Here is a 13,991-nt window from a genome sequence, read left to right as displayed (position 1 = left end):
TGATCCTCCTAGATCCGGGCGGAAAGCGCGATCCTCTCGATGCGCTCCAGAATGTCTTTCAGGTGAATGCAAAGGCGAGCGGCCTTGTCGGCGTCATAGGCAAACGGCGGCGCTTCCGTCGCCAGATGGGTCGACTGCGCAAGCTCCATCTGGATGGCGTGGACGCCATCCTGCGGCCGGCCGTAGTGCCGCGTCGTCCAGCCGCCCTTGAAGCGGCCGTTGACGATGTGGGTGTAGCCGGAGGCGGAAGCGACGACGTTTTCCACGGCCGCCTCGATTTCGGGCGCGCAGGTGATCCCGAGATTGGTTCCGACATTGAAATCCGGCAGCGTGCCGTCAAACAGGAACGGGATCACCGAGCGGATCGAATGGCAGTCGTAGAGGACGGCGATGCCGTGGATCGACTTCACCCGCTCGATTTCAGCAGCGAGTGCCGCATGATACGGCGCGTGGAAGGCGGCGACGCGTTCGGCGATATCGGCCTCTGTCGGCTCCTGCCCGGTCTTCCAGATCGGCTTGCCGTCAAAATCCGTCGTCGGCACGAGTTCCGTGGTGTTCTGGCCCGGGTAGAGACTGCCTCCCGCCGGATCACGGTTGGCGTCGATCACGTAGCGATGAAAGGTCGCCCGGACGCTCGTCGCGTCGGCAAGCAGCCCGTCATAGAGATCATGGATATGCCAGTCGGTATCGGCGAGCAGCCGACCATTGTCGTTCAGCCGGTTCCAGATCGCTTCCGGAACGTCGGTGCCGGTATGCGGCAGGCCCAGGATGACGGGCGAAGTGCCCTGCTTGATGTCGACGACAGCCATCTTACGCCTCCAGAACCGGCAGGATGCCGGGGCTGATCGCGGCGTTCAGCGCGCCGGTGGCAACCAGATCGGTGGCGGCGGCGAGATCGTCAGCCATGTAGCGGTCGACCTCGAGCGACGCGACCGCGTCGCGCACCACCTTCATCGCTTTCATCAGTTCCGGGCTGGTCGTCAGAGGACCTCGGAACTCGACGCCCTGCACGGCGGTGAGCGCCTCGATACCGATGATAGAGAACAGGTTTTCCGTCATCTGCAGGAGCCGCCGTGCGCCGTGGCAGGCCATGGAGACATGGTCTTCCTGGTTGGCCGAGGTCGGCGTGGAATCGACGGAGGCCGGATGCGTCATCTGCTTGTTTTCGCTCATCAGCGCCGCGGACGTCACTTCGGCGATCATCAGACCGGAATTCAGGCCGGGCTTCTTGGCGAGGAAGGCCGGCAATCCGTAGGAAAGCGCCGGATCGACCAGAAGGGCGATACGCCGTTGTGCGATCGCTCCTATTTCCGAAACCGCAATGGCGATCTGGTCGGCGGCGAACGCCACCGGCTCGGCATGGAAATTACCACCCGAAACGACAGAGTTGTCCGAGAGCACCAGCGGGTTGTCGGTGACCGCATTCGCCTCAATTTCCAGCGTACGGGCCGCCATGCGCAGAAGGTCGAGGCAGGCGCCGTCGACCTGCGGCTGGCAGCGGATGCAATAGGGATCCTGAACGCGCTCGTCACCCTGGATGTGGCTTTCGCGGATGACCGAACCTTCGAGCAGGTTGCGCAGCGCGCTGCCGGCGTCGATCTGGCCCTTGTGGCCGCGAAGCGTGTGAATGTCCGGATGGAACGGCGCCGAGGACCCCATTGCGGCGTCGGTCGACAGCGCGCCGGTGACCAGCGCGCTGCTGGCGGCCCGGTGGGCGCGGAAGAGACCGGCAAGCGCCAACGCGGTCGAGGTCTGCGTGCCGTTGATCAGCGCCAGGCCTTCCTTGGCGGCAAGCTCGACGGGCTGCAGGCCGGCCTTTTCAAGCGCGGCGGCAGCCTTCATGCGCTCGCCGGCAAAGAATGCCTCGCCATGGCCCATCATTGCGGCGGCCATGTGGGCAAGTGGCGCCAGATCGCCGGACGCACCGACGGACCCCTTTTCCGGGATCACCGGAATGACGCCCTTCTCCAGCATGTCCTCGATCAGCCGAACGACGACCATGCGCACGCCGGAAGCCCCGCGACCGAGCGAGATGAGCTTCAGCGACATGATCAACCGGACGATGTTTTCCGCAAGCGGCGCACCGACGCCGCAGCAATGCGACAGGATCAGGTTGCGCTGCAGCGTGGCAACGTCGGCGGCATCGATCTTGATCGAGGCGAGTTTGCCAAAGCCGGTGTTGATGCCGTAGACCGGCTCGTTGCCGGCGGCGATTTCGGCGATGCGCGCCGCCGCCTTCTCTATGCCGGCGTGATAGGACGGCTCGATCCGGGCGGGCTCGCCCGTCCAGTAGATCGTTTCTAGCTCGCTGAGAGCGACATGACCGGGTTTCAGAACGATGGTCATCTTGCGATCCATTCTCCGTTGAAGATCCTTGCGTGAAGCGGGTTGAAGCCGATGCGGTAGACCAGCTCCGCCGGGCTATCGATGTCCCAGATGGCGAGATCGGCGGACTTGCCCGGCGCAATCGTGCCGGTCTCGGACTGCAGGCCGAGCGCGCGGGCCGCCTCCCGGGTGGCACCGGCGATGCATTCGCCGACAGTCAGTCCGAAGAGCGTCGCCGACATGTTCATGGTCAGAAGCAGCGAGGTCAGCGGCGAAGTGCCCGGATTGCTGTCCGTCGCAATCGCGATGCGGGTTCCGGCATCCCGAAGCGCCTGCACCGGCGGCTTCTGCTTTTCATTGAGCGCATAGAAGGCGCCCGGAAGCAGGACGGCAACCGTCCCCGCCTCGGCCATGGCCTTGGCGCCGCCGGCATCGAGATATTCGAGGTGATCGGCGGACAGTGCGCCATAGGAGGCGGCAAGCCTGGCGCCGCCGAGATTGGTGAGCTGCTCGGCATGCAGCTTGACCGGGAGGCCGAGCGAGACTGCCAGATCGAAGACCCGGGCGATCTCGTCCGGCTGGAAGGCGATTCCTTCGCAGAATCCGTCAACGGCATCGACCAGCCCTTCGGCGTGCGCCTGACGGAGCGCCGGCAGAACGACGTCGGTGATGTAATCGCCGTTGCGGCCCTTGTATTCGGCCGGAGTGGCATGCGCGCCAAGGAATGAGGTCACAACGCGGACCGGCCGGATTTTCTCGATGGCGCGGGCCGCGCGCAGCATGTTGAGCTCCGCCTCTATGCTGAGGCCATAGCCCGACTTGATCTCGATGGTGGCAACGCCTTCGGCAAGCAGCGTATCGAGGCGGGCAAGCGAGGTTTCAACGAGACCGTCGACGTCGAGCGCACGCGTGGCGTTGACAGAGGAGACGATGCCGCCGCCGGCACGGGCGATTTCCTCATAGGTCGCGCCGTCGAGCCGCATTTCGAATTCGCGGGCGCGATTGCCGCCGTAAATGATGTGCGTGTGGCAGTCGATCAGCGCCGGGGTGACCCAGCGTTCGCCGAGGTCCCTCACCTCGACATCGGCCGCAGCACCGTCCGGCAATTGGCTTTCTTCGCCCACCCAGGCAATCCGGCCGTCACGCAAAAGGACTGCTCCCTTGTCGATCACGCCGAGGCCACCATCGGCATCGTCAAGCGTCGCGATCCGCGCATTCCTGAGCAACATCTCTCCACCTCTTCAGCCTTACAAGACGCCCCATGACTGAGGGTTGCCTCGCATTTTCGCTTTTCTTTGTGCTAAATATGTATATACATAAAAATCGCATTGCAAGCGAATTTTGAGAAACCCGGATGCTGAGTTTTACCGGCACCGGACCGCAAGGAGGCTCACGAATGGCTGTGTTCGCCGAAAAGGCCCTGCTGGCCGAAGGCTGGAGAAAAAATGTCCGCATCACGTTCGACGGCCGCTTGATCGGCTCCGTGACACCGGATGCGACGCCGCAGGCCGGCGACGAGCGTCATGCCATAGTCGTTCCCGGCATGCCGAATCTCCATAGCCACGCCTTCCAGCGCGCCATGGCCGGCCTCGCCGAAGTGCGCGGCCCGGCAAGCGACAGCTTCTGGAGCTGGCGGACCGTGATGTACGACTTCGCACTGTCCATGACACCGGACCAGATCGAAGCGGTCGCGGCCCAGCTCTACATGGAAATGCTGGAGGCGGGCTTCACCCGCGTCGGCGAATTCCATTATCTGCACCACCAGAAGGATGGTCGGCCCTACGCCAATATCGCCGAGCATGCCGAACGGATCGGCGCGGCCAGCGCCACCGCCGGCATCAACCTCACCCTCCTGCCCGTCTTCTACGCGCACTCGAACTTTGGCGGCCAGCCGCCGATTGACGGCCAGCGGCGTTTCGTCAATTCACTGGACAGCTTTGCAAGGCTGATGGAAGCAAGCGGCAAGGTGACCGCCGGGCTGGACGGCGGCGAGCTAGGCCTCGCCTTGCACAGCTTGAGAGCCGTGACGCCGGATGAACTGCAGACACTGGTGAAGGCGCATGGCGACGGACCGATCCACATCCATGTCGCCGAGCAAGTGAAGGAAGTCGAGGATTGCGTCACCTGGTCGGGTGCGCGGCCGGTCGAATGGCTGCTCGCCAACGCCCCGGTCGACCAGCGCTGGTGTTTCATCCACGCCACCCACATGACCGATGCGGAAACGTCCGGGATGGCAAAGCGTGGGGCGATCGCCGGCCTCTGCCCGATCACCGAGGCCAATCTCGGCGACGGTATTTTTCCGGTCGAGGCCTTTCTTCAGAATGGCGGCCAATTCGGGGTCGGTTCGGATTCCAATATCTCGATTTCGGTCGCCCATGAACTGCGCCAGCTCGAATATTCCGAGCGGCTCGGCCTGCGCGCCCGCAATGTCATTGCCGCAGCCGGCCAGTCCACCGGGCGGCGGCTCTTCGACGGGGCCCTTGCCGGCGGGGCGAAGGCACTCGCAAGCGGAACCGGATTGATCGCGGGAGCGCCCGCCGACCTGGTATCACTTGACGCGGAGACTGTGTTCGTGCGCACGGATGACCAGCTGCTCGACCACTGGATCTTCGCCGATGGCGTCTCCGTCGACAGCGTCTGGGCAAGCGGCCGCAAATGTGTAACAGGCGGCCAGCACATCGACCGCCGTCGCATCGCCGATCGATTCCGCAACACCATGAGAGAGCTGATCGATGGCTGACAGGACGGACACGACCGGCAAGAACGATCCCGCCCGCTCATCCCTCCACAAGACAATCCTGGGGGATCTGGAGCGCAAGATCGTCTCCGGCGAATGGCCACCCGGCCATCGTCTGCCGTTCGAGGTCGACCTTGCCGCCTCCTACGATGTCTCACGCATGACCATGAACAAGGTCATGACGCAGCTGGCCAAATCGGGCCTCATCGAGCGTCGCCGGAAGTCGGGCAGCTTCGTCGCCCAGCCGCGCGGGCAATCGGCAATACTGGAGATCACCGACGTCGAGGCCGAAGTTCGCGCCATGAAACTCCCCTACGCCTACCGGCTCTTGTCCAGGACCCAGCGCGGAGCGACGGCAGCGGACGCCGCCGCCCTCGAGGTCCGCAAGGGAACCGGCCTCATCGAGATACGCGGCCTGCACATGGCCGGCGGCGAACCCTTCTGCATGGAGGAACGGCTGATCAACCTTGATACCGTGCCGGATGCCGAGGGAGCCACCTTCGCCGATGGACCATCCGGCGCCTGGCTTTTGAAGCAGGTGCCCTGGAGCACCGCCGAACACAAGATCTTCGCCGTCAACGCCTCGACGGAGACTGCCCGGCACCTGCAGGTTCCGGCAAGGACTGCCTGCCTGCTGATCCAGCGCCGCACCTGGAGCGAGGTCGGCCCGGTCACCTTCGTCCGCTTCACCTATCCCGGTGAAAAGCACGTCATCGCCGCGACCTTCGCCCCGGTCGCCGGCTGAGGATATCCGGCCAGCTCTGCGGCGAAAGGCATTTCCGGCGCCTAGCCTGTATTGATTTGTAAATATCGAAAAATACGATATAGACATGGGAATCCGATCAATACGCCAGGACGCCGGCATGAATCCGAAATTTCTCGTCATCGACCCGGAAAAGGACGCCGTCCTGTTGAAGGCCGTCGCCTCCCTGCCCCGCCTGCAGCTCATGCAGGAACTGGCCAAGAACCCGGGCATGAATGTGAACGAGCTTGCCGAGGCCGCCGGATTGCCGCAGTCTTCCGCCTCCTCTCACCTCCAGAGCCTTGAAAGCGCAGGGCTTATCCGCACGGAAGTGAAGAAGGCCCGCAAGGGCAGCCAGAAGGTCTGCTATGTCGTCTATGACGAACTCGTGCTGGCGTTCAATCCATCGCCCACCAAGATCATGCCGAACCGGATCGAGGTATCGATGCCGCTCGGGCTCTATACCGGCAGCACCGTCACCGGCCCCTGCGGCATCTGTTCGACCGAAGGCATCATCGGCCTGCTCGACGTTCCCGACACCTTCATGGACCCGGAACGGATGCGGGCGAACCTTTTGTGGTTTACCAGCGGCTTCATCGAATATCAGTTCCCCAACAATGCCAAGCTCAAGGGAGTCGGCGTCGAAAGCCTTGAAGTCGTTATGGAAATCAGTTCGGAAGTGCCGGGAACCTTAAGCAACTGGCCGTCCGACATCCTCCTCTCGATCAACGGCAAGGAGATCGGCGTCTGGACCTCGCCCGGCGATTTCGGCGATCATCGCGGCCTGCTCACCCCCACCTGGTGGAAGCTCAAGGGCTCGCAATACGGCATGCTGAAGACCTGGATGGTCGGGCCGGACGGAACCTATGTCGACGGCCAGAAGATCTCCGACGTCGTCATCGCCGACCTCGATATCGACAATCACCGTTCGATACGGCTGAAGATCGAGGTCAAGGCCGACGGCCGTCATCCGGGCGGCGTCAACATCTTCGGCCGCGGGTTCGGCAACTACGACCAGGACATAATTTTGCGCCTGAATACAGTTGCTTAGCGGAAACGCCTTCCCCTCTGTGCGCTGCAGCACATTAAGCCTGTTGACAAAAAGCCGGCTTGCCATGAGTTTATCGTCAATTCAGATGCATATCTGATTAATCGATATACAAATTGGGAGGATAGAATGGAAGCACGCGTTGCTGTCCATCGGGATTTTCGTGTCAGTACGATCGACAACCGACTGTATTCCGCGTTCATCGAGCATATGGGTCGGGCGATCTACAGCGGCATCTACGAGCCCGGGCACCCCGAAGCCGATGCCAACGGCTTCCGCAAGGACGTGCTGAAATTCGTCCAGGATCTGAAGATCCCGGCGATCCGCTATCCGGGCGGAAACTTCGTCTCCGCCTACAATTGGGAAGACGGCCTCGGCCCGAAGGACAAGCGTCCGGTCCGCCTCGATCTCGCCTGGCGCTCGAAGGAAACCAACCAGGTCGGCATTGATGATTTCGCCATCTGGGCGGAAATGGCCGGCATCGACATGATGCTCGCCGTCAACCTCGGTTCACGAGGACTGGAAGACGCCCGCAACTTCCTCGAATACGTCAATTTCCCGGGCGGCACGACCTTGAGCGATCGCCGCCGCGCCAACGGCCGCAACGATCCCTACGGCGTCAAGATGTGGTGCCTGGGCAACGAGATGGACGGCCCCTGGCAGATCGGCCACAAGGTCGCCACCGAATACGGCCGCCTCGCCAACGAGACCGCCAAGGCCTTCAAGGGCTTCGATCCGACCATTGAGGCGATCGTCTGCGGCAGTTCCAACGACGGCATGCCTACCTATCCGGAATGGGAACGTCAGGTTCTCGAGGAATGCTACGAGAACGTCGACTACATCTCGCTGCACAAATATTTCGGCAACAACAGCAAGGACACGCTGAACTACTTCGGCAAGATCGACGAAACCGGCCGATATATCCAGACGATCGCCGGCACCATCGACTACGTGAAGTCGAAGAAGCGCGCCAAGAACGACGTCCATATCTGCTTTGATGAATGGAACGTCTGGTACCACATCCGCGAGGAAGACGGTCGCCGCATCAAGCAGTGGGACTGGCCGGAAGCCCCCGCCCTGCTGGAGGAAGACTACAATTTCGAGGACGCACTCTTCGTCGCCGGCCTCCTCAACGAGTTCATCCGCCGCTCCGACCGCGTCCGCATCGCCTGCATTGCCCAGCTGGTCAACGTCATCGCCCCGATCCGCGCCGAAAAGGGCGGGCCGGCCTGGCGCCAGACGATCTACTATCCCTACCAGATGGCCTCGCTCTATGGCCGCGGCGATGCGCTGAACGTCGCCGTCAGCGGTCCGACCTATGACTGCCGCGTCGCCGACGACGTCAATTATCTCGACGTTTCCGCGGTCCACGACAAGGAAGGCGGCATGCTGACGCTGTTCATCGTCAACCGCCACCTGACGGAGAAGGCCGATCTCGACGTCTCGCTGACCGGCTTTGCCAGTCCGTCGCTCGCCGAGCACTTCGCCATGCAGGGCTACGGCCTTGAGGAAACCAACGGCCCGGACCGCCAGGATCACGTCAAGCCGACCAACGGTTCGGGCGTCGGCATGGAGGACGGCAAGCTCAAGGGTTCGCTTGCGCCTCTGTCCTACCACGTCCTGCGCCTCAAGGTCAGCTGAGGCGGGATCATGAGCATTCAGCTTCGCAATGTGAAGAAGAGCTACGGGAGCCTCGGCGTCATTCATGACGTGTCGCTGGAAATCCCGAAAGGCGATTTCGCCGTGTTCGTCGGACCGTCGGGCTGCGGAAAGTCGACGCTTCTGAGAATGATCGCCGGGCTGGAGGAAACCTCCGGCGGGTCGATCATGATCGAAGGCAAGGATGTGACCAATGTGGAACCCGCTGACCGCGGCGTCGCCATGGTGTTCCAGTCCTATGCGCTCTATCCGCATCTCTCCGTCTTCGAGAACATGGCCTTCTCATTGCGGCTGAGGCGGGCGCCGAAGGCCGAGGTGCAGGAGATGGTGCACGAGGCGGCCCGCATTCTGCAGCTCGAGGAGGAGTTGCAGAAGAAGCCGTCGCAGCTTTCCGGCGGCCAGCGCCAGCGCGTTGCCATCGGCCGGGCGATCGTCCGCCAGCCGAAGGTGTTCCTGTTCGACGAACCGCTGTCGAACCTCGATGCGGAACTGCGCGTGCAGATGCGCCTCGAGCTTGCCCGCCTGCACAAGCAGATCGGCGCCACCATGATCTATGTGACGCATGACCAGGTCGAGGCGATGACGCTCGCCGACCAGATCTTCGTGCTCAAAAAAGGCGTTCTGCAGCAATCCGGCAGGCCGCTCCAGCTCTACGACGATCCCGACAACCAGTTCGTCGGCGGCTTCATCGGTTCGCCGGCCATGAACTTTCTGTCAGCGACGGTGCGCGGACGGGATGAAACCGGCCTGAAGGTCGAACTGGATGGCACCGGCGCCGTCATGAGTGCGGCCGTCACGGGCGATCTCGCCGTCGGCACGCAGCTGACGGCCGGCATGCGTCCGGAGCACCTGAACATCGGCGACGGCGGCTTTGCCGCAAATATCGAGATGGCCGAGGACCTCGGCGGCGTCTCCTATCTCCACACCCGGCTGAAGGATGGCCGCGAAATCGTGGTCGAGCGCCGCGGTCGGCGCGATGCGAGCAGCGGCGAGACGATCCATCTCACCTGCAAACCGGAGAACCTGATGCTGTTTGCCAGAGACGGCAGCCGGCTGCGCTAGCGCGTTTTCGTTTCATTACCAGGAGCCGCCAGAGGGAGCGATTGGCGGTTTGTCACAACAAGGGAGGAAAGCATGATGAAATATCTGAAGGCACTTTTGATGACGAGCGTCATCGGCCTGACGGCGCTGCCGGCACTGGCTCAGGAAAACATCGTCTGGTGGGATTTCCTGAGCGGCGGCGACGGCGTGCGCATGAAAGCCCTGATCGACGGCTTCAACAAGGAGCATCCCGACATCCAGATCAGCGGCACGACGCTGGAATGGGGCGTCCCCTTCTATACCAAGGTCCGCACATCCGTTGCCGTCGGCGAAGGTCCGGACATCATGACCTACCACCTGTCGCGTGCAACGCTCGGCCTCGAGGAAGGCGTCTTGAGCGAGATCACCGACGAGGACCTTAAGAATGCCGGCCTCAGCCGCAGCGACTTCTTCGAAGCCCCGATCAAGGCGGCGACCTATGACGGCAAGCTCTACGCCGTGCCGTTCGATATCCACGCAATCATTCTCTACTACAATGCCGACGCACTGAAAGGTTCGCCCTATCTCGACGACAACGGCAAGCTGACCGGCATCAAGACGCTCGCCGACTTCGAAGGCGCGCTGAAGTGGCTGAAGGACAACGGCATGGAAACGCCGCTGACCTACCAGACCGGTGGCGATGGCGGCGTCTGGCGCGTCTTCTATACGCTTCTCAAGCAGCAGGGCGGCGAGTTCATCGCCGACGGTCAAGTCCTTCCGGGCGACAACGCCGCCAAGGCCGCCAAGGCGATCGAGACCATGACTCATTGGCAGCAGGAAGGCTGGGCGCCGCAGCAGGCCGAATACGAAGCCTCCGTCGCGCTGTTTTCGTCCGGCAAGTCCGCCTTCCAGCTGAACGGCGTCTGGGAAGTCCCGACCTTCAACGACCTCGAATCCAGCGGCAAGCTCGGCTTCAAGTGGGGCGCGGTCGAAATCCCGCCGCTGATGGGCGAGCCCGCGACCTGGGCGGATTCTCACGCCTTCGCCATTCCGAACGAGGGCGACAAGACGATTTCCGGCGAAAAGCGCAAGGCGGTCATGGAAGTGATCGGCTGGATGGAGAAGCATGCCATCAAGTGGGCCTCAGCCGGCCACATCCCGGCCTACAAGCCCGTCACCGAAAGCGACGAGTACAAGGGCATGGAACCGAACGCGACCTATGCGTCGCTCGCCGAACATGCCGCCTACGACCCGCAGACCCGCGTGACCGGCGTCGCCTCGCCTGCCTATGATGCTGCGATCAACATCATCTCACCGGCGATCCATGGCTACATGAGCCCCGAGGACGCTGTGACGCAGATCCAGGAGGAACTGCAGGGCCAGCTGAAATAGCGCCTAGTCGCCCCGGCGGGCTTCCCGCCGGCCGGGGCCGTCCAGACGGAGAAACATGCCATGGCCATGATTGAAAACCGGCGCAAGAAGTCGCTGATCGCGTTGTCGATGGTGGCGCCGTTCGTCATCACCTTCACGCTCTTCTTTCTTTATCCGGTCGTCGAAATGGTGCGCCTCAGCTTCACCGACGCGCCGCTGATAGGCCCCGGCAACTGGGTCGGCTTCGACAACTACGTCAAGCTGATCACCGATCGCCTGTTCATCACCTCGCTGAAGAACAACGGTTATTTCATCCTGCTGACGGTCGTTCCGACAACGATCATCGCGCTGATGATCGCGCTCGCCGTCAACCGGCTGAGCGGCGCCTTGCAGGCGCTCGTCATGACGCTCTTCTTTCTGCCCTATGTCCTGCCGGTCTCCGTGGTCACGGAAATCTGGGCGTGGATGCTGGATTTCCAGTTCGGCGTCCTGCAGCCCCTCATCTCGCTGATTTCGGGCAAGCCGGTCGCGGTCTTCAAGAACCCCTATTGGGTCATGCCGACGGTCGCCGTCGTCACGATCTGGTGGACGAACGGCTTCAACGTTCTTCTGTTCATCGCGGGTCTGCGCAACATCCCGAAGGAACTCTATGAGGCGGCCGCACTCGACGGCGCCACCAGCTGGCAGCGGTTTCGCCGCGTCACCTGGCCACTTCTGTGGCCGGTCACCGCGCTCGTCCTCACCCTGCAACTGATCCTGCAGCTGAAGATCTTCGACCAGATCTATCTCCTGAGCCAGGGCGGTCCATTCAACTCGTCCTACGTTCTGCTGCTCAAGGTCTACCGCGAAGCCTTCCAGCTCAATCACGGCGGCTATTCCTCCGCCGTCGCCACAGTCCTGTTCATCCTGATCGCCGGCGTTTCGGTGCTTCAGTTCCAGCTTCTTCGCATCAGGAGGGGTCAATGAGCCCGGCGCGCCGCACCGAAAACATCATCCTGACGCTGGCGACGCTGACGGCAGCCGCCATCTGGATCTTTCCGCTCTACTGGGCATTCATCACCTCGATCCGCTCGGAAGAGCGCGTCGTCAGCAATGCCAGCCTCCTGCCGGACGAATTCCAGCTCACTGCCTATATTGAGGCCATCTTCAATACGAAGATCATGACCTGGTACTTCAACTCGGTCGGCACGGCCGTCATCGTCACCGTGGTCGTCATCCTGTTCTCGCTGATGTGCGCCTACGCCATCTCGCAGATCCGCTTTCCCGGCCGCCGGCTGCTCTACGGCATCGTCCTTGCAAGCTTCATGGTACCGACCCAGGCTCTCGTCGTCACCCAGTTCATCCTCATGCACAAAATGGGTCTCATCAACACCTGGGGCGGCATCATCCTGCCGCAGCTGATCGTGCCGGTGGTGATCATCGTCTACAAGCAGTTCTTCGACGCCGTGCCGAAGGAAATGCGCGAGGCGGCGGTGCTCGACGGCGGTGGCGAATACACCATCCTCTTCAAGGTTTATCTGCCGCTCAACTGGGGCATCACCACCGCGCTTGCGATCATCACCTTCATCGGCGTCTGGAATGCCTTCTTCTGGCCCTTCCTGATCATCACGTCGGAAGACATGATGACGATCCCGGTCGGAATCACCCAGGTCAACGATGCTTTCGGCGTGCATTACGCCCGGCTGATGTCGGTCGCCCTGCTCGCCGCCATGCCGGTGGCGGTCGCCTATCTCATCTTCCAGAAGAAGGTGACGGAGGCGGTGATGATCTCGTCGGGGGTCAAGGGCTAGGGTTTCAATCCGGCAGCGCCGGAGCCGGGTGGGGCGGAAATTGCCGGTCGCATGGCCCGACGACACCAATAATGGTCGTTCCGGCCTTGACCGATGACATCCAGGTCATGTGCACTTACATCTTGAACAATGTAAGAAGATGACACGGCGCGGGGTCAAGATTTGCCACACCTCCCGCGGCCGGGAGCCCTGTAAACATGTTACGCAAATGCCTGATCGAGACGAGCGATCCCGCCGAGTTCCGGAAAGCGGTGGGAGCGCTGATCAGTGCCCCGAGGCTGGATCCGATAGCTGGACAGACCGAGCTGGACATCCGATTCCAGGTTTCCACCGTCCGCAACATGAAGCTGACGCAGGCCTCGACGCGGAGCGGATACGTCTTCTCCCAAGCTCTCGGCAACAGCGACTGCTTCGGGATATTCTTCGTCAAGTCGGGACGCATCCGCTTCAAGCGCAAAGGCGAAAGCGTCGACATAGGCGAAGGCGCCGCCTATCTGGCGGTCAATACGGATGACATGGTCATAAACGCCTCCGCCGGATCGAGTCTCGTCTGCGCGGAAATTCCCCAGGCACGATACGCATCGCTCGCATCGACGCATGAGATCGATCCGACAGAGAAGCTCGCGAGCCTGGAAGCGGTGGCCAGCATCGAAGCGCACGGACTTTCGATCGTCGAACAGATGGCAATGGTGCTGATTGGCGACGGATCCGAGGTGCACCCCTTGCTGAAATCTCCCTTTGCCGCCCTTCAGGTGAAGGAGGCGATCGTGGCCGCTTTCATAGAATATTGGCCGTCCAAGGCCTCGACCGGCGGAATGACGGCGTATCGCGGCACGGTGAGGCGGACCATCTCCTGGTTGCACGAGCACCTCTCGGAAGACTTCACGATTGAGGATGTCGCGCGGGTGGCAGGCGTCAGCATGCGAGGCCTCCAGCAGGCATTCAAGGATGAGATTGGAGCAAGTCCGACGAATTACGTCCAGAAGTTGCGCCTTCAGAGGGTCCGCCAGGACCTTCTTGATCCCTCATGTCCGGGGACGGTGAAGGAAATCGCCTTCAAATGGGGGTTTCGGCATCTCGGATATTTCGCGTCGCGCTATCGAACCCTCTACGGCGAATCACCATCCGAGACGCGGAAAAAGCGGGCAAGACCAACCTAAAGATATATCACAAATGCGAAAAGCGATCACGCGAACGCATAATTTCAGTATCCTAATGTAAACACAGCGGAATTTTAAGGCGACATTAAGGTTTACAACCATTAGCTATACCCGCCCCAAGCCTTTGTGTAATGGCTTC

At 61.9% G+C, this 13,991-nt stretch carries 12 protein-coding genes; 9 read left to right on the top strand and 3 right to left on the bottom strand.

Translation table 11 applies throughout. The features are described from left to right. Positions 1-8: 8 nt before the first annotated feature. The 3 genes from hutG to hutI are packed head-to-tail and all read right to left on the bottom strand — an operon-like array spanning position 9 to position 3,554. Positions 9-809, bottom strand: coding sequence for an N-formylglutamate deformylase (gene hutG / locus ACU5AY_RS02940; RefSeq protein ID WP_446827938.1), 801 nt, complete (start codon positions 807-809; stop codon positions 9-11). A gap of 1 nt (position 810) precedes the next feature. Then, positions 811-2,346 carry a histidine ammonia-lyase gene (hutH, locus tag ACU5AY_RS02935; protein ID WP_446827937.1) on the bottom strand — a complete coding sequence of 512 codons (1,536 nt, stop codon included), beginning with the start codon at positions 2,344-2,346 and terminating at the stop codon, positions 811-813. After that, the gene (hutI, locus tag ACU5AY_RS02930) at positions 2,343-3,554 is read right to left on the bottom strand and encodes an imidazolonepropionase (protein WP_446827936.1); all 1,212 of its coding nucleotides are present in this window, start codon (positions 3,552-3,554) and stop codon (positions 2,343-2,345) included. Before hutI ends, hutH begins: the two co-directional genes overlap by 4 nt. Positions 3,555-3,721: 167 nt before the next feature. On the opposite strand from hutI, the gene ACU5AY_RS02925 reads away from it, so the two are divergent. The 9 genes from ACU5AY_RS02925 to ACU5AY_RS02885 all read left to right on the top strand — a co-directional run bounded on the left by ACU5AY_RS02925 (position 3,722) and on the right by ACU5AY_RS02885 (position 13,852). Continuing rightward, positions 3,722-5,065 (top strand): formimidoylglutamate deiminase, encoded by a 1,344-nt coding sequence (locus ACU5AY_RS02925; RefSeq protein WP_446827935.1) that lies wholly within the window; start codon positions 3,722-3,724, stop codon positions 5,063-5,065. After that, the gene (gene hutC / locus ACU5AY_RS02920) at positions 5,058-5,807 is read left to right on the top strand and encodes a histidine utilization repressor (RefSeq protein ID WP_446827934.1); all 750 of its coding nucleotides are present in this window, start codon (positions 5,058-5,060) and stop codon (positions 5,805-5,807) included. Before ACU5AY_RS02925 ends, hutC begins: the two co-directional genes overlap by 8 nt. A gap of 118 nt (positions 5,808-5,925) precedes the next feature. Next, complete coding sequence (locus ACU5AY_RS02915; protein ID WP_446827933.1) at positions 5,926-6,855, top strand: ArsR/SmtB family transcription factor; 930 nt, start codon at positions 5,926-5,928, stop codon at positions 6,853-6,855. A gap of 126 nt (positions 6,856-6,981) precedes the next feature. Then, positions 6,982-8,493, top strand: a complete 1,512-nt coding sequence (gene arfA / locus ACU5AY_RS02910; protein WP_446827932.1) for an arabinosylfuranosidase ArfA — start codon at positions 6,982-6,984, stop codon at positions 8,491-8,493. Between the two features lie 9 nt (positions 8,494-8,502). Next, complete coding sequence (locus tag ACU5AY_RS02905; protein ID WP_446827931.1) at positions 8,503-9,573, top strand: ABC transporter ATP-binding protein; 1,071 nt, start codon at positions 8,503-8,505, stop codon at positions 9,571-9,573. A 75-nt stretch (positions 9,574-9,648) separates the two neighbouring features. Next, on the top strand, positions 9,649-10,923 hold the full coding sequence (locus ACU5AY_RS02900) for an extracellular solute-binding protein (protein ID WP_446828928.1): 1,275 nt from the start codon (positions 9,649-9,651) through the stop codon (positions 10,921-10,923). 60 nt (positions 10,924-10,983) lie between these two features. Continuing rightward, complete coding sequence (locus ACU5AY_RS02895; protein ID WP_446823287.1) at positions 10,984-11,868, top strand: carbohydrate ABC transporter permease; 885 nt, start codon at positions 10,984-10,986, stop codon at positions 11,866-11,868. Beyond that, entirely contained in the window at positions 11,865-12,692 is an 828-nt protein-coding gene (locus ACU5AY_RS02890; protein WP_446827930.1) for a carbohydrate ABC transporter permease, read from the top strand. Before ACU5AY_RS02895 ends, ACU5AY_RS02890 begins: the two co-directional genes overlap by 4 nt. Before the next feature lie 197 nt (positions 12,693-12,889). Beyond that, on the top strand, positions 12,890-13,852 hold the full coding sequence (locus ACU5AY_RS02885; RefSeq protein ID WP_446827929.1) for a helix-turn-helix transcriptional regulator: 963 nt from the start codon (positions 12,890-12,892) through the stop codon (positions 13,850-13,852). Positions 13,853-13,991 lie beyond the last annotated feature (139 nt).

It is taken from the genome of Rhizobium sp. PAMB 3174, assembly GCF_052908375.1.
The sequence above is the reverse complement of the archived record's forward strand: the minus strand, read 5'-3'. Positions and strand labels throughout refer to the sequence as shown.